Raw genomic sequence first — 24,101 nt, forward strand, 5'->3', positions numbered from 1 at the left:
AGGAGAGCACCCGCACTCGCCCCAGCCGACACAAGGCCGGGGCGAGTGCGCCGGGTGTCGTCCCCGAGTGGGTCAGGACCCACTCGGGGACGACCGCCTGGACGCCACAGCGGCGGAGATCCGGCGCGCGACGTCCTCGGCCGGCTCGTGCTCCCAAAACCTCAGGACCGTCCAGTCCTCGGAGAGAAGGTGATCGGTCGTCTCACGGTCACGTGCCATGTTCCGGTCGAGTTTCGAGCGCCACCATTCCGCATTCGCCCGCGGACTCGTGGCATGCTCCGGGCAGCCGTGCCAGAAGCAGCCGTCGAGGAACACCGCGATCCTCAGCGTGCGGAAAGCAATGTCCACGCTCCGGCGCGGCATCCCCGGAACGGCGACGTGCAGCCGGTAGCGCAAGCCAGCGCCGTGCAGCAGTCGACGAACGGCCAACTCCTGTGTCGTGTCACGCGACGCCTGGCGACTCATGCGCGCGGTGACGGCCGGTGACGATGGAATGGGGCGCATGCAAACAGTCTCCACCATGCGTTTGCGCGGCGAGGTCGTGGGGGCTCACACCCCGTGGCAGTCCCGGTACGCCGTCCCCGACCCGCACCAGCACGGTGCCCCCTTCGCCGGGGGCCACGACACCGCGCGGCCGCGGGCCGCCAGGGTCGTGGCGTACTGGGGGAGCAGGTCCGTGATCGACGGGGAGGACTGTTCCGAGGCCGCGAAGGCCTCGTAGGACGGGACCGTGCCCGTCACGATGCCCAGGTTCTCCGTGCCCGTCGCCGCGAGGTCGCGCAGGGAGGCCTCGATGTCCGTCAGGTGGGACGGGTGGGTCGGGTACTCGGACTCGAGCTCGGGGTAGGCCTCGACCAGCTCCGCGAGTTCCGTCGCCGGCCAGTGCAGCACCGCCACCGGGAAGGGGCGGGACAGGGCCGAGCGGTAGGAGCCCAGTTCCGAGCGGAGGCGGACGATCTCCGCCTTCAGTTCGGCCGGGTTGTCCGAGCCGAGTACCCACAGGCGCTTCGGGTCGTGGAGTTCGTCCAGGGTGACGTCCGGGGTGTGGGCGGTGTGGACCCGGTCGGCCAGGGTGTCCCAGTCGTCGTGGGCCAGGCCCAGGAGGCGGCGGACGCGGTGGCGGCCGGTGAGCAGGGGCTGGGTGGCGTACGGGACCTCGTCGTCCTCGGGGAGCAGCAGGGTCAGGGCTGTCGTGAAGCACTCGTGGGACGCCTCGAGCTCGTCGTGGGACTCGAGGGTCTCGGCGATGATCTCCCAGGGCGCCGCCTCGGACGGGGCCGAGGTGCGGATGCCGTTGATCAGGGCGCGGGCCTCGGCCTCGTGGCCGTACTCCCAGAGGTTCGCCGCCTGGAGCGCCTTGATCAGCGCGGGGTGCTCGGGCTCTGACGCGAGGAGGCGGTCGTAGAGGGAGGAGGCGCGTTCGCGGTCGCCGGCCAGTTCGAGGTTGGCCGCGGCCTGGAGGAGCAGCGATTCGTCGTCCTGCGGGTACTGCGCGGCGGTACGCAGCAGGCGCTCGGCTTCGGCGATGTGGTCGGCAGGCGTGTCGGGGCGCATGCAGAACACCGTACTGCTGTACGGGGCGGCGGGTGGCGGTGAGTGGTGTGAGTGGCGCCGAGTGCTGGTGAGTTGAGGGGGCGGCCCCTACCCTGCGCCCGTGCGGGAGCTACGAGTTGTGGTGCAGGGGCGGCGCGGGCGGGTGGCCGTTGCGCGGGGGCTGTGGGCCGCCGCCGAGGTCGCCGTCACCCTCGGCGTCGTCGTCCTCCTCCTCGTCGTCCATCAGCTCTGGTGGACCAACCGGCAGGCCCGGGAGGACGCCCGGCGGCAGGTGCAGGTCCTGGAGCGGGAGTGGGAGCGGGACCGGGGGCGGGAGACGGTGGGCGATACGGGGGCAGGGCGCGGCACAGGGGCGGGGGACGGGAAAGGACAGCGGGAAGGTGGGAGGCAGGGGGAGCAGCAGGCCGGGGGCGGGAACGGGCGGCCGTCACCGCGCCGCTGGGACCATGCCTACGCCGTCCTGCGCATCCCCCGGCTCGGCGTCACCGCACCCGTCGCGCAGGGCATCGGGAAGCGAGGCGTCCTCGACAAGGGGTATGTCGGGCACTATCCGCAGACCGCGCAGCCAGGGCAGGCCGGGAACTTCGCCGTCGCCGGGCACCGCAACACGCACGGGGAGCCGTTCCGGTACATCGACCGGCTGCGCGGCGGCGACCGGATCGAGGTCGCGACCCGCGACGCCGTCTTCGTGTACGCCGTCGACACCGCGCTCCCGCGGACCACGCCGCGCGACACCGGCGTCATCGCGCCGGTCCCGCGCAGTCTGGTGAAGCCCGCCGCCGGGTACGGCGAGCGCGGCTACTACCTGACGCTGACCACCTGTACGCCGGAGTACAGCTCCAGGTACCGGCTCGTGGTCTGGGGGAAGCTCGTCTCGATGCGGCCGCGTTAGGAGGGCCGCGTCAGGAGGGCGCGTCAGGAGGGTCCGCCGCCCATGGCGAGCGGCAGCTCGCTGAGTGGTTTGCCTGCGGTGTCGTACAGCGTGACGCTGCGGATGAAGTCCTCGCCCGCCCCTTCGCCGCTCTGCGCGGTGGCGTACCAGGCGCCCCAGCCGGGGCGGTCGGTCAGCGTGACCAGGGTGGCGGTGACCGGTCCGTCGGCGGTGGCGACTTCGACGCGGGCCGCGTCGGGCGAACCGTAGTAGACCCCGGAGAGGAAGTAGCGCCCGTCCGCGGACTCGGTCTGCGCGCTGATCCCGGGGGTGCTCGTCTCGAGGTTGCCGTCGACGACGCTGCGGAACTGGTCGGGCTGGTCGGGGCTGGACCAGTGCTTGCCCTCCTTCGTCAGCCACAGCTCCGTGCCCGGCGCGACCCGCAGTCTTTGGCCTGGCGTGACCAGGCGCAGGGGGGATTTGTCCGGGGGCGGGGGCGTCGAGGGGCGGGCGGTCGTCGGAGTGGGGTCGGGCGTGGCAGGCGGTACGACCACGTGGTCGGACGAGGAGAAGTGGGCCGCTGTGACGGTCAGGGGCGCGAGCAGCACGGCTGCGCCGACCGCGAGTCCCGCGGCACGGCGGCGACGGCGGGTACGGGCCGCCCGGGCGATCGAGGCCAGGGGGACCGGTGACGGCGTGATGTCGTGGGCGGTGTCGGCGAACACCTCACGCAGGCGCTCCGTATCGGAACGGGAAGTCATCGGGGTGCTCCGGAGTGGGACGTGTCCTCGGCGAACAGGGGGTGGGAACGAAGAGCCTGGAGCGCGCGCCGGGCGTGGGTCTTGACGGTGCCCACCGAGCAGTTCAGGACCGCGGCGATGTCCGGCTCGCTCATGTCCTCCCAGTAGCGCAGCACCACCACGGCGCGCTGGCGGGCCGGCAGCGTGGCCAGGGACTGCAGCACCGCCGCGCGGTGCTCGACCGCCTCGGCGTGGCCGCCGTGGGAGCGGTGCGCGGCCTCGGGCAGGAACGGCATCAGCAGGTGGACGACGCGCTTCTTGCGGACCCGGCTGATGTTGTTGTTCACCAGCGCCCGGCGTACGTACACGTCGATCTCGTCGCGCGGTACGCGCCGGAAGTGGGAGTAGACCTTGGCCAGCGTGGTCTGTACGAGATCCTCGGCCTCGTGGAAGTCGCCGGTGAGTAACGTCGCGGTGCGCACCAGACGAGGCCAGGCCACGACGGCGAACTCGGCGAAATCGTCGGGTTCACCTTGGCTCTCCTGCATCACAGCTGGCGATTCCTTCGGCGTAGGCACAGGGGGAACGGAGGGGAAGCGGGCGCAGGGGGACCCGGCGGTGCGGGTCCCCGTACGGCTAGCTCAGGTCCAGCCGCGCGAGCTGCTTGCCCGCACGGTCGTACAGGGTGACGCTGCGCAGGAAGCTGTCCTTGCCCGGTCGGTCCCCTGCGGTGCTGTCGGGCAGCGGGCCGGTGGTGTACCAGGCACCCCAGCCGGGGCGGTTCGGCAGCGTCACCATCGTGGCCGTGAGCCTGCCCTTCGCGGTGACGACGTCGACGCGGGCAGCGTCACGGGAGCCGTAGAACACGCCGGACAGGAAGTAGGAGCGGCCGCGGGGACCGTCCACGGTCTCCGCCTGCAGGCTGACACCGGGGGTGCTCATGTCGAGGTTGCCGTCGACGACGCTGCGGAACTGGTCGGGCTGGTCGGGGGTGGACCAGTGCTTGCCCTGCTCGGTCAGCCACAGCTGGACGCCGGGCGCGGCCTGCACCCGCTGCCCTGGCGTGACCGTCCGTACCCCCGAGGACGGGCGGGACGCCTGGGCGGCGGGTGCCGTGCGCGCATCGGCGGCTGCCGGTGCGGGCACGGCGGGCACCGCGGACTTCCCCGAAGCCGGTCCGGAGCCGGACGGGGAAGCGGTCGCGGATCCGGACCCGGATCCGATCGCGTGCGCGACGGCCGGCGCCCCCGCCAGCGCAGCGGCGACGACCGCCGCTGCTGCCACGTACTTCTTCATCCTCGTCATGGACGAAACATCTCCTTGCGAACGGGAGTGAACATGGAGGAGGGCGCCTCTCCACTCCTGACAACTCCGCCCGCACCGCGGTCGGATGACATGTTCGCAAGATTTCTTTCGGTAACTGCTCGGCGCGGGCAGGGACTTCGCCCATGGCGCCGTCCTGCCGTGCGCGGCGGCCGCCTGTCCCCGAAGCCTGATCTCAGCCCTGGCGGGCCCCGGTCGTACGCGACCGGGGCCCGTCAACCGCGCGGCCAGGCCCGTCAACCGACGCGCGGCCCAGGGCCCGTCAGCGGAGCCCGAGCTCGTCGCAGGCGGTCTCGTACTCAGGGGTGCAGATCTCCTGAGCGGTGTAGACGCCGTCCTTGATGACGGTGTCCTTGATGTTGTCCTTGGTCAGTGCGATGACCGGGACGAGCACGGAAGGGATGGCCTTCTTGGTCGGACTGTCGACGTCGGTCTGGGCCGCGAGGTCGAGGGACATGCCCCTGGCGAGCAGGATCGCCATGTCGGCCACGGCGGCGGCCTCGTACCCGTACGGCTTGTAGATGCTCATGTACTGCTCACCGGCGACGATGCGCTGCACGGCGGCGAGGTCGGCGTCCTGGCCGGTGACCGGCGGGAGCTTGGTGTAGCCGGCGGCCTTCAGGGTGGTGATGATGCCGCCCGCCATGCCGTCGTTCGCGGAGTAGACACCGATGATCTTGTCCTTGCCGAGGGCCGAGATCGCCGTCTGCATGTTGGCGCCGGCGTTCTCCGGCTTCCAGTCCTTGGTGTCGTACTCGGCTCCGATGGTCACCTTGCCGTCGAGCTCGGTGTGCGCGCCCTTCTTGAACATGGCGGCGTTCGGGTCGGTGACCGCGCCGTTCATCATCACGATCTGACCGTCGCCTGCCGCCTGGCCCAGGGCCTTCAGCAGGGCCTTGCCCTGGACGTGGCCGACCTGTTCGTTGTCGAAGGAGGTGTAGGCGTCGATCGGGCCCTCCGCGAGGCGGTCGTAGGCCACGACCGGGATGTTGGCCTTCTTCGCCTTCTCGACGCTGCCGGCGATCGCCTTGGAGTCCACCGCGTCCACGATCAGCACGTCGATCTTGTTCTTGATCATGTTCTCGACCTGCTGCGCCTGGGCGTTGGCGCTCTGCCTGGCGTTGGCGTAGAGGACCCTGCCCTTGCTGTTCGTCAGCCGTGCGATCCGCTCCTCGATGACCGGCTTGTCGAACTTCTCGTAGCGGGCAGCTTCGTCGTCCGGAAGGAGGAGGCCGACGACGAGGTCGTCGCGCAGCGTCTGCGGGATCTGCTTCTCCGTCTCGGCGCATGCGGTGAGCGATACGGCCATCGTGGCGGTGGCGGCCAGAGCGGCGGCGCGACGCAGATGTGCGTTCATCAGTGGAAATCAACCTCCGGGACAGGCCGCGTCATTATCGGCCGAGGTGGCTGAATGCAACCGTGTACCGACAAAAAGCGTCAAGAGATGAACGAAAACGTGATAGCAGCGGTGGCTGTTCGTTAGGGCAGTGACGTTGACGTCACGCTGTGGAGGCACTCCTACCCGTCGGGAACACGCATCGGAAGCCCGTCGCCACTCGTCGGGAACCCGTCGCGGCCATCGGGAACTGTCCGGCGCGACCGGACGTCGGTATGGTCTGCAGGGGAAGAGAGCCGAGCGGCCGGAGGAGGGCGACAGCATGAGCGGACAACCCGTCCGGCCTCTGATGCGCCCTGCCGCGCTGCTGGTCCTGCTCCTCGTCGAGTTCTTCGTCATCGACGGCGGCGGCATCCTTGCCGCCCTCGCGCTCGCGGCCACCGCCACCGCTGCCGCCGGATCGGCGCTCGTCCTCTGCGCCGTCATCAGCGCACGCAGCGCGCCCGCCGTGCCGCGTACGCGCATCCGCACAGCCCTGCGCGACCGGGAGCAGCGCACCGCGTTCCTGCCGCAGCGCGATCCCGATGCCAGGGGCCGCAGGCGCCCCCGAGCCCCGGGCCGTCCCGTCCTGACGGCCTCGTAGGGAAGCAAGCACAGCACGCAGCCCCCGTGGGTCGTCACGCCGCCATGTACGCATCCCGGCACGACGAGACCCGAAGGGCTCATCCCACTCATGTCCGTTTTCTCCACCCTGGTCGAGCAGCTCGCCGACCTGCTCCAGCCGCTGTTCCACGCCTCGGCCACGGCCGCCGCGATCGTCGTCTTCACCGCGCTCGTACGGCTCGCCGTCCATCCCCTGTCCCGCGCCTCAGCCCGCGGCCAGAAGGCCCGCATCCGCCTCTCGCCGCAGATGGCCGAGCTGCGCAAGAAGCACGCCAAGAATCCGGAGCGGCTGAAGAAGGCGATGCTCGAGCTGCACACGAAGGAGAAGGTCTCCCCGCTCGCGGGCTGTCTGCCCAGCCTGCTCCAGGCGCCCGCGTTCTTCCTGATGTACCACCTGTTCTCCAGCGGTCGGATCGGCGGTGAGCCGAACTCCCTGCTCACCCACACCCTCTTCGACGCACCCCTCGGTGACCGCTGGGCCGACGCCCTCACGCAGGGAGGGGCGTTCGGCGGGGCGGGTCTCGTCTACGTCGCCCTCTTCGTGATCGTCGCCGCCGTGGCCACGTTCAACTACCGGCGCAGCCAGCAGCAGATGGCGGCCGCTTCCATGGCCGGCGGCCAGGAGCAGCTGCCCGGCATGGGGGCGATGGTGAAGGTCATGCCTCTGCTGTCGTTCGCCACGCTCGTCACCGTGGCCGTCGTGCCGCTGGCGGCCGCGCTGTACGTCGTCACCAGCATGACGTGGAGCGCGATCGAGCGGGCGTTCCTGTACCGGGACATGCCGACGGCCGGAGCGCTGGCTACTGCCGCGTAACGGTCCAGGTTGTGAACAGGGTCTTGCGGGGTGGTCAGGTGTCTTGGAGGATCAGCCAATCCTCCGAACCCTGGCGATGGCCGCTACCCATCGCCCGGGTTCGCACTCGACCAGGGGAGAGCGACCATGAAGCTGCTGCGTGTCGGTACGGCGGGCGCCGAGCGCCCCGCGCTGCTCGATCCTGACGGGACGACGCTGCGCGACCTGTCCTGCCTTGTCGGCGACATCGACGGGCCGCTGCTCGCCGACGCTGCCGCGCTCGAGGGCATCAGGGCCGCGGCGGACGCGGGCGGGCTGCCCGTACTGGATGCGGCCGGGCTGCGGGTCGGGCCGCCGCTGGCCCGGATCGGCAAGGTCGTGTGCATCGGGCTGAACTACCACGACCACGCCGCCGAGACCGGCGCCGAGCCCCCGGCCGAGCCCGTCGTCTTCCTCAAGGCAGCGGACACGGTCGTCGGCCCGTACGACACCGTCCTCGTGCCGCGCGGCAGCCGCAAGACCGACTGGGAGGTCGAGCTCGCGGTGGTCGTCGGACGTACGGCCCGCTTCATCGGCGACGACGAGGACCCGCTGTCGTACGTCGCCGGGTACACGGTCGCCCATGACGTCTCGGAGCGCGAGTTCCAGATCGAGCGCGGCGGCACCTGGGACAAGGGCAAGAACTGCGAGACGTTCAACCCGCTGGGGCCGTGGCTGGTGACGTCGGACGAGGTGGCGGACCCGCAGGCCCTGCCGCTGAAGCTGTGGGTCAACGGTGAGCTGAGGCAGAACAGCAGCACTGCGGACCAGATCTTCCCGGTGGCCGAAGTCGTCCGGTACGTCAGCCGGTTCATGACCCTGTACCCGGGGGACATCATCAACACCGGTACGCCTGCGGGCGTGGCGCTCGGGCAGCCGGAGCCGAAGCCGTACCTGCGGGCCGGGGATGTGGTGGAGCTGGAGATCGAGGGGCTCGGGCGGCAGCGCCAGGAACTCAAGGACGCGTGAGTACGCCGGGCAAGTGAGCGCAGGACGTGCGGGACGGCGGGCAGGGCGCGCCGTACCGCACGGACCCGCGGGACTACGACGCGGTGAAGCGTTCCAGTGCCTCGACGACCATCGAGTGGTCCTCGGCCTGCGGCAGGCCCGAGACCGTGACCGAGCCGACGACACCCACACCCTCGACCGTGATCGGGAAAGAACCGCCGTGGGCCGCGTACAGGTCCGGGTCGAGGCGCGAGTGCTCCTCGAACGTCGTGCCCTTGGCGCGGTGCCGTGCCCCGACCAGGTACGAGCTCACCCCGTACCGCTCGACGACCCGGCGCTTGCGGTCGATCCACGCGTCGTTGTCGGCGCTCGAGCCGGCCAGCGCGCAGTGGAACACCTGCTGGGCGCCGCGGCGGATGTCGATCGAGACCGGCGCCTCGCGCAGATGCGCCATCTCGACCAGCAGACTGCCCAGCTTCCAGGCGTCGTCGTACGTGAACCGGCGCAGCGTCAGCCGGGCTTCCTGGGCGACGATCTCGTCGACCGACAGATGGGGCTTGGGCGTGTTGCTCATACGGGGATCTCCACGGTGACGCCCTCACGGGCGGAACGGCGGGCGGCCTCCAGGACGTCCAGCGTGGCGGCCGCCTCACGGGCGGTGACCGGCGGGGCGCCCTTCTCGCGCAGGGCGGTGGCGATGGCCGCGTAGTAGGCAGGGTAGTCGCCCGGCACGGTCTCGACCGGCCCCCCGCCGCCGGTCAGGGGGGACTCGCCCGCCCCGATACGGCCCCACATCGACTGGGGCTCGACGCCCCACTCCTCGCCCGCGGCCGGGCGCCTGCCGTCGCGCAGGTCCCCCTCCTGCGGGTCGAGGCCGTATTTCACGTATCCGCTGCTCGAGCCGAGCACCCTGAAGCGCGGGCCGAGCTGGGCGGTGGTGGCGCTGACGTACAGATGCGAGCGGACGCCGTTCGCATGGGTCAGCGCGATGAATGTGTCGTCGTCGGTCTCGGCGCCGGGGCGGCGCACATCGGCCTCGGCGTACACGCGCACGACCGGGCCGAACAGCGCCAGGGCCTGGTCGACGACATGGCTGCCCAGGTCGAACAGCAGCCCGCCGATCTCCTGCGGGTCGCCGGACTCGCGCCAGCCGCCCTTGAGCTGCGGACGCCACCGCTCGAAACGGGACTCGAAGCGCTGTACGTCGCCGAGCTCGCCGCTCGCGATCAACTGCTGGAGGGTCAGGAAGTCGTTGTCCCAGCGGCGGTTCTGGAAGACGGAGAGCAGCAGCCCGCGCGCCTCGGCGAGGGCGGCGAGCTCACGCGCCTCGGCGGCGGTGCCGGCGATCGGCTTGTCCACGACGACCGGGAGGCCGGCCTCCAGGGCGGCGGTGGCGATCGGGACATGGGTCTTGTTCGGCGAGGCGATCACGACCAGATCGAGCTCGTCCGCGCGCGCCCACAGCTCCTCCGGCGAGTCCGCGAAGCGCACGCCGTCGCCGAGGTCGGCGCGGGCCTGCTCCCGCCGCTCGGGGTTCGAGGTGACGATCGTGTCGAGGGCGAGGCCCTCGGTGGAGGCGATCAGCGGGGCATGGAAAACGGAGCCCGCCAGGCCGTAGCCGACGAGTCCGACGCGGAGGGGTGAGCCGGTACCAGTCATGCCTCCCACTTAAGCAACGCTGTTGCCAAACTGCAAGCGGGGCGCACAATGGGAAGGGTGAGGGTGAACAGGACCAGGGCGATCAGGGCAGCGGGCGAGGTCGTGGGTGCAGGCGGCGGCCCGGGTGCGGGGGCAGCCGTGGGTGGCGGCCCCGGCCTGGGCGTCAATCTGCCCTTGCTGCGCAACCACAACGCGGCGCTGGTGCTCGACCTGCTGCGCACCGCCGGCGAGGGCGGCATCAGCCGGCTCGAACTCGCCGAGCGCACGGGCCTCACCCCCCAGGCCGTCAGCAAGATCACGGCCCGGCTCCGGGACGACGGCCTCGTGACGGAGGCGGGCCGCCGCGCATCGACCGGGGGCAAGCCCCGTACCGTGCTGAACCTCGTGCCGTCGGCGGGGTACGCGGTCGGTGTGCAGCTGGACCGCGACGAGATGACGGCCGTCCTGCTGGACCTCTCCGGCACCCGGGTGGCCACCCGGGTGGTCTCCCTGGACCTCGGCGCCGGCCCGGAAGTGGTGACCGCGCGCGCCGCGGAAGAGGTGAAGGAACTGCTCTCCGACTTCCTGGACGAGGCCGAAGGCGGCGAGAGCGTCGGTGAGGAGAGCGTCGGTGAGGGGCCTGTCGGCGGGGAGAGCGTCGGCGGGGTGCGGACAGGGCCGGGGACGCAGGTGCTCGGGGTCGGGGTCGCCATGCCCGGGCCGCTCGATCACCTGGCCGGGGTGCCCCACCGGGTCACCGGGTTCCCGGAGTGGGACGGATACCGGCTGCGCGACGAGCTGGCCGACCGGCTCGGACTCCCGGTCGTTCTCGACAAGGACACCAACGCCGCCGTCCTCGGGCTCTCCCTGCGCGGGACCGGTGACTCCTTCGCGTATCTGCACCTCGGCACCGGGATAGGGGCGGGGCTCGTCCTCGACGGGACGCTGTACCGGGGAGCGCGGACGGGGGCCGGGGAGTTCGGGCACCAGGTCGTCCAGCTCGACGGTCCCCCGTGCGACTGCGGCAGACGGGGGTGCCTCGAAGTGCTGTGCCTTTCCGCCGTCGCCCGCGGCGACATCGCCGGGGCCGCGCGGGTGCTCGGGACCGGCGTCGCCAACCTGGTCGAGCTGCTCGACATCGACCAGGTGCTGCTCGGCGGCCGCGTGGTCGCCATGGCCGAGGCGGAGTTCATCCGGGGGGTGCGGGCCATGCTCGTCTCCCGCACCCGGGTGCGGGTCGCCCCGGCCGGCGGTGGTGCGTACCGGGTCGCCGAGGGCGCGGCCCAGATGGTGCTCGCGCCGGTGTTCGGGCGGGCCGAGGTGGCGTTCGCGTCCTATCGCGGCTGAGGCGGGGTGGCGTCCGAGCGCCGTCGCGGCTGAGGCGGGTCGTGGCCGGCTTCCTCTGCGGCCGAGTCCAAGCGCTGCGGGGCGAAAATACGCTGATAGGTGGGGCGTATTGCCGCTGTTCGGCCCTACGGGGCCGCGTCGGTCGCGGCCGGACGGATTTGATGGGGGCAGGTCCCGGCCATGGCCGGGGCCCCTCCCCGGCGGACCGCGAGCAGCAAAGGCCCCTTATGCGACTGCGCAATGCACTGGCTCTTTCGGTTGCCGCGGCCACGATCACGCCGGTGGCGCTGACCGGCCCGGCGGCGGCCGCGACGGTCGCCGAAGGCGCGACCACCGCGGCGACCGCGCCCGCGGCGCGGGCGGCACGCGACGCCTGGGGTGCTGCCGGCCGGGCGCCGGGCGCTCGCGCGGCGGGCGCCCTCGCCGTACCGGAAACAGGACGGCAGCAAGGGCGTCCGGGCGACCGTGCTGAGGTCCGGGCGGGAAGCCGGTCCCAGGCCCGTCCGGGCGACCCGCTCGTCGGCCCGTCCGAGGCCCCCGAAGCCGGAGTCCCGTCCCCCGACCCGGCCAAGGCCCGGGCGAAGGCCCGGCCCGTCGACCGGTTCGCCGACCGGCAGCCCACGTGCGGGAAGGCGGCCGACCCCGCCTTCCCCATCGACACCCGCATCCACGGCGGTCCGGGTGTTCAGCACCCCGGTACCGGCGTGCAGGCATGGTCCGTGGATCTCAAGAACACCACCCCGGAGATGTGCCGGCACATCCACCCGGTGATCATCCTCACCGGCAGCAGCCCCGGGTTGACCCCGGACCGGATCACCATGGAGTTCTACGACGAGGCCGAGGCCCGCTGGCGTCCTGTCGTGCTCGAGGGGACCAGCCGGGACGAGCTCGTCGGAGCCTTCGACGAAGGCTTCCGCGGGTTCGTCGTCCCGGCCCGCAGGACCGTCACCGTCAAGGTCCGACTCGCGCTCGCCCCCGGCACCGCGCCCAACAAGGTCACCGTCAACGCCGCAGTCGTCCAGCGGCGGGGCAACGACGGCGACTGGGTCGGCGCGTCCGGCGACTACAGGTTCGCCGTCGTCGAGGCGAAGAAGGACTCGCTGGCCAGCACCCTCGACCAGCTCGCCACCACCGGCATGGGCACCCGCGTCATGATGGGAGCCGCCGCGGGAGCGATCCTCCTGTGCGGTGCCGGGGCCCTGGTGCTCATGGCCCGGCGGCGCGTCGGCTCGGGTCGGCGCTGACCGGCAGGCGTGAGCCGAAGCACCGCACAACGCGTATCGCACGGCGCGTGTCGCGCCCCGCTGAGTGTCCACATGGATCTGTGAGCAGCTGCCCGCGGCCCACCCGAACGCGCCCGGCGCCGCCTCGGCGAAGGCGCCCTGTCCGTCGTCCATCGGTGCAGCGAAGTCGCCACGAGTGGCCGGGAGCTGCCTCTGGCGACCCGTCAGATGTCGCGAAAGGATAACGCGTACGGATCCAACGCCCCTGCATCGTCAGGGGCGTTGGCGTGCAGGTCGTCCCACGTGTACGCCGACCCTTCGACGGAGGAACCCATGCCGATCAACGGCATACCACGCCGCACCGTTCTCGCCGCCGGCGCCGCGACCGCCGCTGTCGCCGCCACCCAGATACTCGCTGCCCCCGCCGCACACGCGGCCGCCCCCACCCTCCCGAACGGCACCAGCAAGGACAAGGTCCTCGTCATCGGCATGGACGGGCTGCGTCACGACCGGATCGACGCCGCGAACGCGCCCCACCTCAAGGCGATGATGGCCAACGGCACCTACGGTGTGTCCCTGCTGTACGCGCCCCCGATGGCCGCCACCTCCTCCGGCCCCGGCTGGTCGACCATCTCCACCGGCGTCTGGCCCGACAAACACGGCGTCAAGGACAACTCGTTCGCCGGCAAGAACTACGGCAGATACCCCGGATTCCTCGCCCGCCTCGCCCAGGTGCGTCCCGAGCTCTCCACGTACGCGGCCGTCGACTGGAAGCCGCTGGACGCCCAGGGCACCGTCACCCCGGGCGCCGACGCCAAGCTGGTCCTGGACGGGGACGCGGACGGCTACCCCGGCCACGACGCGACGATCGCCGCCGACACCGAGTCGATCCTGCGCCACCAGAACCCCGATGTGCTCTTCGTCTACTTCGGCAACACCGATGTGGTCGCGCACGCGCTCGGCACCGGTCAGAAGTACCTCGACGCGATCGCCGTCCAGGACGGTTACGTCGGCCGCCTCTGGGCCGCCGTCAAGGCCCGCCCGACGTACGCCACAGAGCGCTGGACCGTCATCGTCGCCACCGACCACGGCCATGTGAACACCGGCGGCCACGGCGGCAGTTCCATCGAGGAACGGCGCACGTTCGTGCTCGCCCAGGGCCCGGGAATCGCGGCGGGCGCCCGCCCGATCGACACCCGCCTGGTCGACGTGGCCGCCACGGTCTTCAAGCAGCTCGGCATCACACCCGATCCGGCGTGGGGGCTGGACGGCAAGGCGGTCCAGGAGCGCTCCGCCGACCCGTTCGACGCGCTCCAGTCCTCCCTGACGCCCCGCGTCGACGAGACCGGCATCCCGGCCTCGGTCCTCGGCTTCACGCACACCGCGCCCAGCGGCTGGTCCGTCATCAACAACGCCATGGGCACCGGCGGGGTGACCGAGTGGCGCGGCTGGTCGTTCACCACCGACGAGTTCTGGTCCCGCACGCACCGCGACCAGTGGCGTGAGCTCAACGTCCGCGCGCGGGGCGTCTTCGCGGTCGCCGACTCCGACGAGTGGGACGACAGGGCGAACTCGGGCGGTTACGACTCCACGCTGGTCAGCCCCGCGTACAACGTGAGCGGAAAGAGCACGGTCACAGTCGACTTCACCACCTTCTACCGCCAGGAGGGCAGCCAGACCGCCCAGGTCCTGGCTTCCTTCAACGCGGGCACGCCCACCGTCGTCAAGAGGTACACCGCGGACGTCGTCTCCCGGCCGGAGTCGGTCTCCGTCGCCGTCCCGGCCGGAGCCTCCACCGTGAGCTTACGTTTTCGCTGCACCGGGGCCAACAACTGGTACTGGGTGATCGACGGGGTGAAGGTCACGGCATCCTGACTACGCTGGGGGCGTCGCCACAGCGCTGTCGCGGCGCCCCAGCACGCACACCCCGTACGGCAGGAGTCCGCCCCCATGGCAGAGCGCAAGCCGATCGAATCCTGGCTCACCGACATGGACGGTGTCCTCATCCACGAGGGCGTACCGATTCCCGGCGCGGACGCGTTCCTCAAGAGGCTCCGGGAGGCCGAGAAGCCCTTCCTGGTCCTCACCAACAACTCCATCTACACCCCGCGCGACCTGCACGCCCGGCTGGCGCGGATGGGTCTTCACGTGCCTGTGGAGAACATCTGGACCTCGGCGCTCGCCACCGCCCAGTTCCTGGACGACCAGCGGCCCGGCGGCACGGCGTACGTCATCGGCGAAGCCGGGCTGACCACCGCCCTGCACGACATCGGGTACGTCCTGACCGACCACGAGCCGGACTACGTCGTCCTGGGCGAGACCCGGACGTACAGCTTCGAGGCCCTCACCAAGGCCATCCGGCTGATCAAGGCGGGGGCTCGCTTCATCGGCACCAACCCGGACGAGACCGGTCCGAGCCCGGAGGGCCCGCTGCCCGCCACCGGCTCGGTCGCCGCTCTCATCACCAAGGCCACCGGCAAGGACCCGTACTTCGCGGGCAAGCCCAACCCGCTGATGATGCGCACCGGGCTGAACGCGATCGGCGCGCACTCCGAGACCAGCGCGATGATCGGCGACCGGATGGACACCGATGTGCTCGCGGGCCTGGAGGCGGGGATGGAGACCTTCCTGGTGCTCACCGGCCTGACCGCCCCGGCCGACGTCGACCGCTACCCGTTCCGGCCGTCCACCGTGGTCGACTCGATCGCGGATCTCGTCGACCGTATCTGAGCAGGTCAGCGACCTGGGCGGGCCGTGGAGCCGTTCCTGCGGATGCGGAAACGGGCCGCGCGCGTGAACCTGACGATGTCAGGAGGTTCACGATGCGCGTCGGTTCGATTGCTGTGCGTACCGCGGGGACGGCCGCGGTGCTCGCCCTGGCGATGCCACCCGCGGCCGCCAGGGCGGCCGAGGGGGTGAAGCCCGGGCTCTCCCCGTCCCCGATCCTGCCCGGCGGTGAGGTCGGGATCCGATTCCTCCCCCACGGTGGCGCCGGGATCCTCCCCGGCCCGCCCCTCATGCCGCCCCGGCAGGCAGGGCCCCACCAGGCGTACGAGAACACCGCGGCCCCCGTCCCGGCGGGCGGTGCCGCCACCGCCGCGCGGGCCGCGGTCGCCGAGGCCCCCGCCCACCAGAAGGACACCGGTCCCGGCCTGAAGGATGCTGTGGTCGGCCTGGTGCTCGCGGGCGTGGCGGCCGTCGCCGTGGCCCTGCGCAGTACGCGCCGTCGCCGTCGTACGGGTGCCGAGTGACATGCCCCCCTCCCGCGAAGAACGCCCGGCGGGCTCGGGCCGGCTGCTCACCGGAGTGGCATGGGCGGTCCTGGTGGTCGGACTGTGCCTCTGGGGCCGGGACATCGCCGCAGGTCCCGGGGGGAGCTTCGGCCCCACCACCGGGGACGTGGCCGCTGTCGGCCGCCCGCTGGGTGTCGCCATGCCCCCGGCGCACGAGCCGCTGGAGCCTGTCGCACCGAGCCGGGTGGACGTCCCCGCCCTGGGCATCACGGCTCCTGTGATCCCCCGCGGCCTCGGCGCGAGGGGCTCGGTCGAACCGCCGCCGTACGGGATGCCGCGCGGCGTCGGCTGGTACGACGGCGGGCCCCGTCCGGGTGCGCGGGGTGCCGCGCTGCTCGTCGGGCGTGCCGGCACCGGGAGCGAGCCGACGGCCCTCCATGGGCTGAGCGCCGCCCGTGCGGGCCAGAAGATCCGGGTGGCCAGGGTCGACGGCTCGGTCGCGGAGTTCACCATCGACGACGTCCAGGTCTTCGGCGGGGACCGGTCCGATCCGCGGAAGGGCTACGGCCCGCGGGGCGGCGGCCGCGCGGAGCTGCGGCTGATCACCTGTGGTGACACGGTCGACCGTGCCACCCGCGGCTGTACGGCGCATATGGTCGTGTCGGCCTATCTGAGCGGGGTAACCGAGCCCTGAGCGCCCGCGCCTGCGGCCGGTCACAGGATCTCGACGAAGCACAGGCACGCCTCGTGGCCCGCCGCCGGCGTGTGCCAGGATGGATTCGACCGGCCCTGCCAGGGGGGAGCCTGGGGGACGGTCTCCAGCACAGTGCACCAAGGGGGAGTGGATGTACGGCAGTTTGTTCGTCCGGCGTGTCCGGGCGGGCGTGTCCCTGGCGGCCACGGGAGCGGTTCTGCTGCTGGCCGGCTGTTCCTCCGACGGTGACGGCGACGCGGCGAAGCAGCCGCCGGTGGGCCAGCGGCCCAAGGCGGACGATCCGTACTGGGTGAACCCCGACGGGAAGGCGGCCCGGCAGATCGTCGCCTATCGCGAGGACGGCGACGACAAGAACGCCGAGCTGATCAAGAAGATCGCCGAGCAGCCGGTCGCCGAGTGGATCGGCCCCGACAACCCGGAGGCCGAGGCCAAGGGCTTCACGGAGGCGGCCAAGAAGGCCGACCGGGATGCGCTGCTGGTGCTCTACAACATCCCGCACCGCGACTGCGGGCAGTTCTCCAAGGGCGGCGCGGCCGACGGCAACGCCTACCGTGAGTGGATCGACAAGGTCGCCAAGGGCATCGGCGACCGTCGGGCCACCGTTGTCCTGGAGCCGGACGCCGTGCTGCACCTGGTCGACGGGTGCACCCCGGACGAGTACCACGAGGAGCGGTACGACCTGCTCAAGGGCGCCATCGAGCGGCTCAAGCGGCAGCCCGCGACCACGGTGTACCTGGACGCGGGCAATGCGGGCTGGTCGCAGCCCGATTCGCTCTTCGAGCCCCTGCAGTGGGCCGGTATCGCCAAGGCCGACGGCTTCGCGGTCAATGTCTCCAACTTCCAGACCACGGCGGCCAGCAAGGAATTCGGCCGCAAGCTCTCTGCGAAGGTCGGCGGCAAGCACTTCGTGATCGACACCAGCCGTAACGGCAACGGCCCGTACACGCAGGGCGATCCCAAGGAGAACTGGTGCAACCCGCCGGGGCGTTCGCTCGGTGAGCCGCCCACGACGAAAACCGGTGATCCGCTCGTCGACGGCTATCTGTGGATCAAGCGGCCGGGGGAGTCGGACGGCGACTGCAAGGGCGGCCCCAAGGCCGGCGACTGGTATCCCGAGTACGCACTCGAGCTGGCCCGCAACAGCAAGTAGACGCGACGTCGGAAGGGGTGCCCCCGGGTGGGGCACCCCTTCTGCCATGCGTATACCCGGCCCAGACCGGCTGCCGGCCGGGCCACCGACGTCCTTCAGGCCGGCTCTCGTGGCTCACCGGCGGGTCACGGCGTGACCCGGGTGCAGCGCCCGGATACTTGGCTTGACCGGTCGCTGTGCGAACGGGAGGCGACTACGGCACCCCGGCGGCTATGGCACCTCGACCCAGACACCCTGGGACGGTGTGCCCTTGTCGTCCGTCACGAAGAGCATGTACCAGCCCGACGGCACCAGCGCGCGGTTGGCGGGCACGGTGACCTGGATGCCGTCCGCGGTCTTCTTCACCTCCAGCGCGACGGAGCGCTGGTCCACGTCGGTGACATGGGTGACCGCGCTGGGCCGCATGAGCTTCGCGGTCTTCACGCCGTTCGCGCTCTTCACGGTGAAGGTGCCCGTGTCACCCCGCTTGAGGGACTTCGGCCCGCCGGTCACCTCCGGCTTGGTGTCCCGGTAGAGATACGGCGGGGTGTAGATCTCGATGCGCTGGTCGAAGACGCCCGGCTTGGTGTTGGCGTCGTCCGCGAACAGCGAGTCCGAGCCGAAGATCATGATGCGCCCGTCGGGGAGCAGCACCGAGCCGGAGTGGTAGTTGCGCCCGACCTGCGGGTCGGCGACCCGCGTGTAGGTGCCGGACTTCGGGTCGTACGTACGGGCCTCGAGCACATTGGACCCGCCGCGCCCGCGGTAGTCCTCGGAGCCGCCGGTGACCAGGACCGAGTCGTCGGGGAGCAGCGAGGCGCTCGGGTAGCGGGTGCCCTTGTCGAGGGATGCGCCGTCCTCGAAGCGCGGCGAGGCCTCCTTGAGGTCGACCAGCCGGGACTTCTCGCTGGACTTCTCGGACTCGCCGACCCCGCCGCCGCCGATGACCATGAACCGCTGGTCCTGGGCTGGGGGCAGCATGACCGTCGCCGAGGTCTCCATCTGGTCCGGGTCGCTGAGGCCGGGGATCTTCTGGAACTTGTTGGTGTCCAGGTCCCAGACGCCGGGGTCGCGGCCGACGTCGGCGGGCCCGTACCCGGCGTTGGAGCCGGAGTAGAAGAGCTTGCCGTTGTCCATCAGGAAGATCGCCGGGTAGGTGGGGAACTTCCTGATCAGTCCGGTGTACTCCCAGGTCTTGGTCTTCGGGTCGTAGATCTCGTCCTTGCCGGGGACGATCTGACCTATCTCGTCCAGGCCGGACAGGGACAGGACCTTGCCGTCCTTCAGGGTGGTCAGCGTCGGGTACCAGCGGGCCTCGTTCATCGGGTCGACGGTGATGTACTTCTCCGCGACCGGGTCGAACTCGTAGGCCTCCTTGATGCCCTGGAAGTCCTTCTTGTCGAGGGCGAGCTTCTGCGCGATGCCGTAGATGTTGCGGGCGTCGGAACCCTTGAGGCCCTGCACCCGGTAGTTGTCCTCGGTGCCGGTCTCGTACTCCTTGCCGGACTTCTCGGCCTCGACGTAGATACGCCCGAGGCCGGGGTCGTTGCGCAGGAACTTGCCCGTGGCCGGGTCGAAGACCTTCTTCGCCTTCTCGACCAGGACCGGGTCCTTGGAGACGAACGTCCTGCCGTTCTTCTTGCCGGTGAACTTGGTGCCGGCAGGGAGGGTCTTCGGCGCGTCCGGGTCCTCGTTGTGGACGACCATCAGGCCGCCGGCCTTGGTGGTGTCGCCCTTGAGTTTCTCGTAGCGCTTGGTGCCGCCCGCGACCAGCAGCTTGCCGTCGGGCAGCTGGGTGTGGCCGGCGCAGAACATGTCCTTGGGCGTGGCGATCTTCTTGAAGGTGTCGGTCTTCGGGTCCCAGAGCACCGACTCGAACTTCTTGGCGTCGAAGTTCTTCTGGTTGTTGCCGGAGCCGGCGATCAGCAGGACCTTGCCGGTGTGCAGCAGGGCGGCGTGGATCGAATTGATCTTGTACTCGGCCGGGACCTCGAGGTAGTCCCAGTGGCCGTTCGCCGCCTTGTACTCCGGCTTGTTGATCTTGTAGTTGTGGTACTGCTCCGAGCCGAAGCGCCACATGGCGGGCCCATTGAACCCGGCCACCGCCACGATGACCGCCGTGCCTATCGCTATGCGGCGCGCGCGGTTCCTGCGGTGGTTCGGCCGCGCGGGCATCGTGCTCATTTCTTACGTCCCCCAAGGGCGATCTGCATGGTCTGGTCGGTGGCTGCGAAGTGAGGCTTCTGCTGCGGCACATGGGACTGCTCCGCCCCTGCGCCCGTCCCGCCGGGCGGCCGCCCGTCCGCGCGCCGCTTGCCGCGCTTCTTCTTCTTTTCGGCGCGGATGCCGTGCCGCCAGGCGAAGATCGGCGCCGCCGTGATCAGCAGGGCCAGGGTTGCCCAGGTGATCATCGCCGGGTGGTCGTGTCCGAGGTAGAACGACGAGGCGAGCGATCCACCGAAGACGAGGATGAAGAAGAGGTGGATACGGAACGTGCCGAAGAGGGTGTCCGGGCTGGAGGAGTCGCCCTTGGGGGTCACCACGAACTTGCTCTTGCGGCGCAGCACGGCGTCCATCAGCGAGCGGGCGTAGATCGGCGCGGAGAGCGCGGACATCACCATGCCGGCCAGACCGCCGGAGCCCTCGGGCTCGTGCGGTGAAACGTTGTGGCGCCGGTTCCAGATGTAGAGGCCGATCTGCAGCGCCGAGGCGTTGCCGTACAGCATCATCCAGATCGCCGGGTCGATCTGCACACCCGAGGCGCCCATGCCGAGGAACAGCGCACAGCTCAGTGCCGCCAGGATCCAGTTGAGCGCGGACATCGGGTAGAAGATGATCATCATGGTGTAGTTGAAGAGCTTGCCGGCCGGCAGCGTCCCGAAGCCCTTCCAGTACTGCTTGAGGATCGTCTCGTACGTGCCTCGCGACCAGCGCAGCTGCTGGGTGAAGAAGTCCGTCCAGGCGGACGGGCCCTCGCCGACGGCCAGCACGTCGGGGGTGTAGACCGAGCGCCACTTGTTGCCGGTGGCCGGGTTCTTGGCGCGGTGCATCTCGAAGCCCGTCGCCATGTCCTCGGTGATCGAGTCGTAGAGGCCGCCGATCTGCTTGATCGCCCTGATGCGTACGGCGTTGGACGTGCCGACGAACATGGGGGCGCCGTAGCGGTTGCCCGCGCGCTGGATCAGGGCGTGGAAGAGGAACTGCTGCGACTCGGCGGCCTTGGTGACGAAGCTGTCGTAGTTGCCGTAGACCTGCGGGCCGATGACGAAGCCGACGTCCGGGTCCCGGAAGTAGCCGAGCATCCGCTCCAGGTAGTTGGGCAGCGGGACGTGGTCGGTGTCGACGGAGGCGAAGAAGTCGTAGTCGCCGCCGTGCGCCTCGAGCCAGGCGTTGTAGTTGCCGTGCTTGGTCTTGGCCCGGTGGGCTCCCTTGGCCTGGTTCCACTTCGCTATGCCCTTGCGGGAGAAGTGGTGGACGCCGAGCCGGGCGCAGACCTCCTTGACGGCCGGGTCGTCGCCCTCGTCGAGCAGCCAGACGTGCATCAGCCCGCGGTGACGTATCTTCACCGCCGCCTCCAGGGTCTTCGTCACCATCTCCAGGGGCTCCTTGCCCGGGACGAACGAGGTGAGGAAGGCGACCTTGGTGCCGGTCTCCGGAACCACGGGGACGGGGTCACGCGCCACCAGGGTCGCGTGCGCGTTCGACAGCACGTTCATCGTCCTGAAGAGCTCGATCAGTCCGATCGAGACGAGCATGACGATGTCGAGGATGAGCAGCGTGTCGTTCTTGAGGTTCGGGTCGCGCTCGGTCCAGTGCTGAGGCTGCATCAGCCAGGCGAACAGGCCCAGCGACACCAGCGGGGCCGCGCCCAGCAGCAGGGCGGCCCGGATGCGGTGCGGCTCCTGGGACAGCAGGGAGCGGTACTGCACCTTGTAGGGCCGGGTCGGATCCGGCTGGGTGAGGGGACCGGCGAGGCGGCTGTAGTGCTCGTAGTCGTACCGCGGAAGCGCCTTCTTGGGGCGCAGTCGGGCGCCGGCCGCGCGCAGATGCGCGGGGATCCGGAGCTGCGTGGTCCGCGCAGGGTCGTTCGGCTGTTCGGCGCCGTCTGGCGTCGACGTCATGATTCATCCCCCCGCACGCATCCTGGCTGCGTGTTGTGGTCGGTTCGTGTCGTCCGGGCCAGGGTCCCCTGTACCGGCCCGGACGAGTGAGTGGTGGGCTGGCCACCGTTCCTTGAGACAGGAAACAGTCACCGTTCGGTTGCATGATGCCCGTTACGTGTTCGTTCTGTGAACGGGGGCCAGGTCCCCTGTTACCGCAACGGAATCGACCGCTTCAACCGCCCCCAACTGCGCAAACCGGACGACCCGTTGGGGTGGTCGGCTTCAGGATAGGGTCTACGACCCCTGCATTGATCGCAAGGGTGAAACCGACCGTTTGTCGGTCATATGCGCGAATTGGATTCACGTGAGCGTGATGCGGGTGTTCGGGCGTCATCGGCCGAAAAGTGTCATGGATACGACCAAAGCCCCCTCACTCGCGGTGAAGGGGCTTCGGCCTCGCGTGCGCCGCCAGGGACTCGAACCCCGGACCCGCTGATTAAGAGTCAGCTGCTCTAACCAACTGAGCTAGCGGCGCCTGCTGACCCGGAGAACTCTACCGGACGGCCGACGATGCTCCCGACTGTCCCTGCCCGCCTTCGGCCTGTCGGGTCGTCGTTTTGTACCTTTCTTCCGTCAAAATGCGTTTTGTCTGCACGGTTGGAACACTGACGTCCGTGAAGCATCGTCAGAAGATCTTGCTGAGTACGGAGGGGACGACGCGTATGAGCGTGCCGGTCTTCGAGGAGTACGAGCCCGCCGGTGACTGCGGCTGCGCCGGTTGCGCCCGGCGGCGTCGCAATCTCGCCGCCGGAGGGCATCCGTCGGCGCACGGCTGTCGGCGGGCACTGGTGCTGCTGACCGCGGCGGGCGTGGTGCTGGGCGGCGGCGGGGCGGCGGCCCAGGCTGTCGAGGGCGCCGCGGCCGACGGCCCGGGCGGTGGTGTCGGACCGGTCCGTACGGCGGGAGCCGCGCTGGTCGCCGACGATCCGGAGCCGGGGACCGAGCAGGGCAAGGCCGGGCCGCTGCATGGGCCGTCGGGCGGGCAGCCCGGCCCTGCCCAGGCCCCCCTGCGCAAGTCCACCCGGGCCGAGATCATCGACCGCGCCAAGCGGTGGGTGGAGGCGAAGGTGCCGTACAGCATGGAGAAGTACTGGTCCGACGGCTACCGCCAGGACTGCTCCGGCTATGTGTCGATGGCCTGGAACCTCGCGGGGAACGAGTGGACCGGCAGCCTGGCCGAGTTCGGCACCCGGATCCTGCGTGATGATCTGCAGGCCGGCGACATCCTGCTGTTCCACAATCTGGCCAATCCGTCCCGGGGGTCGCACGTCACGATCTTCGGCGGCTGGACCGACTACACGCACACCTATTACGTGGCCTACGAGCAGACGAAGCCGCACACCCGCGTCCAGTCGACGCCGATGGCGTACTGGAACAACTCCGACAGCTATGTGGCCTACCGCTACAAGGGAGTCGTCAGCGCGGCCGGCGGCAGCGAGATGGCCCCCGAACCTGCCCCCACCCCCACGCCGGTGGCCGCGCCTGCAGCCGCGCCTGTGCCTACCCCCACGCCGGTGGCCGCGCCTGCAGCCGCGCCTGTGCCTACCCCCACGCCGGTGGCCGCGCCGGCGTTCACCCCCGAACCTGCGCCCACCCCCGCGTCCACCCCCACGCCTGTGGCTGTGCCGGCGCCCGCAGCCGCGCCTGCGTCTACCCCCGCACCCGCAGCCGCGCCTGCGTCTACCCCCGCACCCGCACCCGCACCCGCACCCGCAGCCGCAGCCGCGCCTGCGTCTACCCCCGCACCCGCACCCGCAGCCGCGCCTGTGCCTGCCCCCGCGCCGCCACCCGTGCCCCTCCCCGCAGCGATGCCTTACCCGGGCTTCTCGGCCTTCGGGCCAGGTACGTACAACCAGTACGTCACCCGGCTCGGCGAGCTGCTCGCCCGGCGCGGGGGCGAGCGGTTCTACGAGCAGGGACCCGCGACGGGCTGGAGCGAGGCGGACCGGCGTGCGACCCAGGCGTTCCAGCAGGCGCAGGGCTGGCGGGGCGCGGAAGCCGACGGACTGCCCGGCCCCGACACCTGGCGGCTGCTGTCAAGCGGCAAGGGCAGGAGCATCCCGGCCGCCGGGGCGGCCGGTTCGACGGCAGGACCCGCGAGCCCCACCACGAAGGCGCCCGCCTATCCGGGGCCCGGCCACTTCAGGCCCGGCCGGTCCGGCGCGTACGTCAGCCAGCTCGGACGGCAGCTGGTCGAGCGAGGTTACGGCAGGTACTACACCTTCGGTCCCGGGACGAGCTGGAGCGAGGAGGACCGGCGCAATGTGGAGGCGTTCCAGCGGGCACAGGGCTGGCGCGGCAGCGCGGCCGACGGCTACCCGGGCCCGGAGACCTGGCGACGGCTCTTCTCCTGACGTCCCGTCTGCCGGCAGAGCGGCAGCGACGG

22 protein-coding genes and 1 tRNA gene are annotated in these 24,101 nt (G+C 70.8%); 12 read left to right on the top strand and 11 right to left on the bottom strand.

Annotated features, from left to right (window positions below):
* Positions 1-72: 72 nt before the first annotated feature.
* Both ACFYWI_RS07610 and ACFYWI_RS07615 read right to left on the bottom strand, forming a co-directional pair.
* A complete protein-coding gene (locus ACFYWI_RS07610) occupies positions 73-504 on the bottom strand; it encodes a very short patch repair endonuclease (protein WP_389226725.1) in 432 nt (143 codons plus the stop codon).
* 45 nt (positions 505-549) lie between these two features.
* A complete protein-coding gene (locus ACFYWI_RS07615; protein WP_389226728.1) occupies positions 550-1,554 on the bottom strand; it encodes an SEC-C metal-binding domain-containing protein in 1,005 nt (334 codons plus the stop codon).
* Between the two features lie 100 nt (positions 1,555-1,654).
* Between ACFYWI_RS07615 and ACFYWI_RS07620 the strand changes: the two genes are divergently transcribed.
* Positions 1,655-2,446 (top strand): class E sortase, encoded by a 792-nt coding sequence (locus ACFYWI_RS07620; RefSeq protein ID WP_389226731.1) that lies wholly within the window; start codon positions 1,655-1,657, stop codon positions 2,444-2,446.
* Positions 2,447-2,469: 23 nt separating this feature from the next.
* Here ACFYWI_RS07620 and ACFYWI_RS07625 read toward each other — a convergent pair whose 3' ends face one another.
* From ACFYWI_RS07625 to ACFYWI_RS07640, 4 genes are all read right to left on the bottom strand, one after another.
* Complete coding sequence (locus tag ACFYWI_RS07625; RefSeq protein ID WP_389226734.1) at positions 2,470-3,186, bottom strand: hypothetical protein; 717 nt, start codon at positions 3,184-3,186, stop codon at positions 2,470-2,472.
* Positions 3,183-3,713 (bottom strand): SigE family RNA polymerase sigma factor, encoded by a 531-nt coding sequence (locus ACFYWI_RS07630; RefSeq protein ID WP_389226737.1) that lies wholly within the window; start codon positions 3,711-3,713, stop codon positions 3,183-3,185. Before ACFYWI_RS07630 ends, ACFYWI_RS07625 begins: the two co-directional genes overlap by 4 nt.
* Positions 3,714-3,801: 88 nt before the next feature.
* Positions 3,802-4,470, bottom strand: a complete 669-nt coding sequence (locus tag ACFYWI_RS07635; protein ID WP_389226740.1) for a hypothetical protein — start codon at positions 4,468-4,470, stop codon at positions 3,802-3,804.
* 280 nt (positions 4,471-4,750) lie between these two features.
* Positions 4,751-5,845 carry a sugar ABC transporter substrate-binding protein gene (locus tag ACFYWI_RS07640; RefSeq protein WP_389226743.1) on the bottom strand — a complete coding sequence of 365 codons (1,095 nt, stop codon included), beginning with the start codon at positions 5,843-5,845 and terminating at the stop codon, positions 4,751-4,753.
* A 301-nt stretch (positions 5,846-6,146) separates the two neighbouring features.
* On the opposite strand from ACFYWI_RS07640, the gene ACFYWI_RS07645 reads away from it, so the two are divergent.
* The 3 genes from ACFYWI_RS07645 (at position 6,147) to ACFYWI_RS07655 (ending at position 8,288) form a co-directional block, all read left to right on the top strand.
* On the top strand, positions 6,147-6,467 hold the full coding sequence (locus ACFYWI_RS07645) for a DUF6412 domain-containing protein (protein ID WP_389226746.1): 321 nt from the start codon (positions 6,147-6,149) through the stop codon (positions 6,465-6,467).
* A 90-nt stretch (positions 6,468-6,557) separates the two neighbouring features.
* Positions 6,558-7,301: a YidC/Oxa1 family membrane protein insertase gene (locus ACFYWI_RS07650; protein ID WP_389226749.1), complete on the top strand. Its 744-nt coding sequence runs from the start codon at positions 6,558-6,560 to the stop codon at positions 7,299-7,301.
* Between the two features lie 126 nt (positions 7,302-7,427).
* Positions 7,428-8,288, top strand: coding sequence for a fumarylacetoacetate hydrolase family protein (locus ACFYWI_RS07655; RefSeq protein WP_389226752.1), 861 nt, complete (start codon positions 7,428-7,430; stop codon positions 8,286-8,288).
* Between the two features lie 73 nt (positions 8,289-8,361).
* On the opposite strand, the gene ACFYWI_RS07660 is transcribed toward ACFYWI_RS07655, so the two are convergent.
* Positions 8,362-8,841 carry a heme-degrading domain-containing protein gene (locus ACFYWI_RS07660; RefSeq protein WP_389226755.1) on the bottom strand — a complete coding sequence of 160 codons (480 nt, stop codon included), beginning with the start codon at positions 8,839-8,841 and terminating at the stop codon, positions 8,362-8,364.
* Positions 8,838-9,926: a Gfo/Idh/MocA family oxidoreductase gene (locus tag ACFYWI_RS07665; RefSeq protein ID WP_389226758.1), complete on the bottom strand. Its 1,089-nt coding sequence runs from the start codon at positions 9,924-9,926 to the stop codon at positions 8,838-8,840. Before ACFYWI_RS07665 ends, ACFYWI_RS07660 begins: the two co-directional genes overlap by 4 nt.
* A gap of 63 nt (positions 9,927-9,989) precedes the next feature.
* On the opposite strand from ACFYWI_RS07665, the gene ACFYWI_RS07670 reads away from it, so the two are divergent.
* The 7 genes from ACFYWI_RS07670 (at position 9,990) to ACFYWI_RS07700 (ending at position 17,573) form a co-directional block, all read left to right on the top strand.
* A complete protein-coding gene (locus tag ACFYWI_RS07670) occupies positions 9,990-11,252 on the top strand; it encodes an ROK family protein (RefSeq protein ID WP_389227327.1) in 1,263 nt (420 codons plus the stop codon).
* Between the two features lie 227 nt (positions 11,253-11,479).
* Positions 11,480-12,496, top strand: coding sequence for a hypothetical protein (locus tag ACFYWI_RS07675; RefSeq protein ID WP_389226761.1), 1,017 nt, complete (start codon positions 11,480-11,482; stop codon positions 12,494-12,496).
* Between the two features lie 312 nt (positions 12,497-12,808).
* Entirely contained in the window at positions 12,809-14,350 is a 1,542-nt protein-coding gene (locus ACFYWI_RS07680; protein ID WP_389226765.1) for an alkaline phosphatase family protein, read from the top strand.
* 75 nt (positions 14,351-14,425) lie between these two features.
* Positions 14,426-15,205 carry an HAD-IIA family hydrolase gene (locus ACFYWI_RS07685; RefSeq protein WP_389226768.1) on the top strand — a complete coding sequence of 260 codons (780 nt, stop codon included), beginning with the start codon at positions 14,426-14,428 and terminating at the stop codon, positions 15,203-15,205.
* A gap of 92 nt (positions 15,206-15,297) precedes the next feature.
* A complete protein-coding gene (locus tag ACFYWI_RS07690) occupies positions 15,298-15,726 on the top strand; it encodes a hypothetical protein (RefSeq protein WP_389226771.1) in 429 nt (142 codons plus the stop codon).
* A 1-nt stretch (position 15,727) separates the two neighbouring features.
* On the top strand, positions 15,728-16,402 hold the full coding sequence (locus ACFYWI_RS07695; protein WP_389226774.1) for a sortase domain-bontaining protein: 675 nt from the start codon (positions 15,728-15,730) through the stop codon (positions 16,400-16,402).
* Positions 16,403-16,553: 151 nt separating this feature from the next.
* Positions 16,554-17,573 (top strand): glycoside hydrolase family 6 protein, encoded by a 1,020-nt coding sequence (locus ACFYWI_RS07700; RefSeq protein WP_389226777.1) that lies wholly within the window; start codon positions 16,554-16,556, stop codon positions 17,571-17,573.
* Between the two features lie 210 nt (positions 17,574-17,783).
* On the opposite strand, the gene ACFYWI_RS07705 is transcribed toward ACFYWI_RS07700, so the two are convergent.
* The 3 genes from ACFYWI_RS07705 to ACFYWI_RS07715 all read right to left on the bottom strand — a co-directional run bounded on the left by ACFYWI_RS07705 (position 17,784) and on the right by ACFYWI_RS07715 (position 22,190).
* Positions 17,784-19,736 carry a galactose oxidase-like domain-containing protein gene (locus tag ACFYWI_RS07705; protein ID WP_389226780.1) on the bottom strand — a complete coding sequence of 651 codons (1,953 nt, stop codon included), beginning with the start codon at positions 19,734-19,736 and terminating at the stop codon, positions 17,784-17,786.
* On the bottom strand, positions 19,733-21,673 hold the full coding sequence (locus tag ACFYWI_RS07710) for a glycosyltransferase family 2 protein (protein WP_389226783.1): 1,941 nt from the start codon (positions 21,671-21,673) through the stop codon (positions 19,733-19,735). The genes ACFYWI_RS07705 and ACFYWI_RS07710 overlap by 4 nt, the downstream gene beginning before the upstream one ends.
* 443 nt (positions 21,674-22,116) lie before the next feature.
* Positions 22,117-22,190 (bottom strand) — tRNA-Lys (locus tag ACFYWI_RS07715).
* 187 nt (positions 22,191-22,377) lie between these two features.
* Here ACFYWI_RS07715 and ACFYWI_RS07720 point away from each other — a divergent pair.
* Complete coding sequence (locus tag ACFYWI_RS07720) at positions 22,378-24,069, top strand: peptidoglycan-binding protein (protein ID WP_389227330.1); 1,692 nt, start codon at positions 22,378-22,380, stop codon at positions 24,067-24,069.
* The last annotated feature ends 32 nt before the right edge of the window (positions 24,070-24,101 follow it).

The sequence above is a fragment of the Streptomyces sp. NPDC002889 genome (assembly GCF_042888425.1).
In the GTDB taxonomy this organism is placed as follows: Bacteria; Actinomycetota; Actinomycetes; order Streptomycetales; family Streptomycetaceae; genus Streptomyces.

Coding starts and splice junctions, on each gene's coding strand:
- ACFYWI_RS07610 (WP_389226725.1), bottom strand. CDS start 504: ATGCGCCCCATTCCATCGTCACCGGCCGTCACCGCGCGCATGAGTCGC.
- ACFYWI_RS07615 (WP_389226728.1), bottom strand. CDS start 1,554: ATGCGCCCCGACACGCCTGCCGACCACATCGCCGAAGCCGAGCGCCTG.
- ACFYWI_RS07625 (WP_389226734.1), bottom strand. CDS start 3,186: ATGACTTCCCGTTCCGATACGGAGCGCCTGCGTGAGGTGTTCGCCGAC.
- ACFYWI_RS07630 (WP_389226737.1), bottom strand. CDS start 3,713: ATGCAGGAGAGCCAAGGTGAACCCGACGATTTCGCCGAGTTCGCCGTC.
- ACFYWI_RS07635 (WP_389226740.1), bottom strand. CDS start 4,470: ATGACGAGGATGAAGAAGTACGTGGCAGCAGCGGCGGTCGTCGCCGCT.
- ACFYWI_RS07640 (WP_389226743.1), bottom strand. CDS start 5,845: ATGAACGCACATCTGCGTCGCGCCGCCGCTCTGGCCGCCACCGCCACG.
- ACFYWI_RS07645 (WP_389226746.1), top strand. CDS start 6,147: ATGAGCGGACAACCCGTCCGGCCTCTGATGCGCCCTGCCGCGCTGCTG.
- ACFYWI_RS07650 (WP_389226749.1), top strand. CDS start 6,558: ATGTCCGTTTTCTCCACCCTGGTCGAGCAGCTCGCCGACCTGCTCCAG.
- ACFYWI_RS07655 (WP_389226752.1), top strand. CDS start 7,428: ATGAAGCTGCTGCGTGTCGGTACGGCGGGCGCCGAGCGCCCCGCGCTG.
- ACFYWI_RS07660 (WP_389226755.1), bottom strand. CDS start 8,841: ATGAGCAACACGCCCAAGCCCCATCTGTCGGTCGACGAGATCGTCGCC.
- ACFYWI_RS07665 (WP_389226758.1), bottom strand. CDS start 9,926: ATGACTGGTACCGGCTCACCCCTCCGCGTCGGACTCGTCGGCTACGGC.
- ACFYWI_RS07675 (WP_389226761.1), top strand. CDS start 11,480: ATGCGACTGCGCAATGCACTGGCTCTTTCGGTTGCCGCGGCCACGATC.
- ACFYWI_RS07680 (WP_389226765.1), top strand. CDS start 12,809: ATGCCGATCAACGGCATACCACGCCGCACCGTTCTCGCCGCCGGCGCC.
- ACFYWI_RS07685 (WP_389226768.1), top strand. CDS start 14,426: ATGGCAGAGCGCAAGCCGATCGAATCCTGGCTCACCGACATGGACGGT.
- ACFYWI_RS07690 (WP_389226771.1), top strand. CDS start 15,298: ATGCGCGTCGGTTCGATTGCTGTGCGTACCGCGGGGACGGCCGCGGTG.
- ACFYWI_RS07695 (WP_389226774.1), top strand. CDS start 15,728: ATGCCCCCCTCCCGCGAAGAACGCCCGGCGGGCTCGGGCCGGCTGCTC.
- ACFYWI_RS07700 (WP_389226777.1), top strand. CDS start 16,554: ATGTACGGCAGTTTGTTCGTCCGGCGTGTCCGGGCGGGCGTGTCCCTG.
- ACFYWI_RS07705 (WP_389226780.1), bottom strand. CDS start 19,736: ATGAGCACGATGCCCGCGCGGCCGAACCACCGCAGGAACCGCGCGCGC.
- ACFYWI_RS07710 (WP_389226783.1), bottom strand. CDS start 21,673: ATGACGTCGACGCCAGACGGCGCCGAACAGCCGAACGACCCTGCGCGG.
- ACFYWI_RS07720 (WP_389227330.1), top strand. CDS start 22,378: ATGAGCGTGCCGGTCTTCGAGGAGTACGAGCCCGCCGGTGACTGCGGC.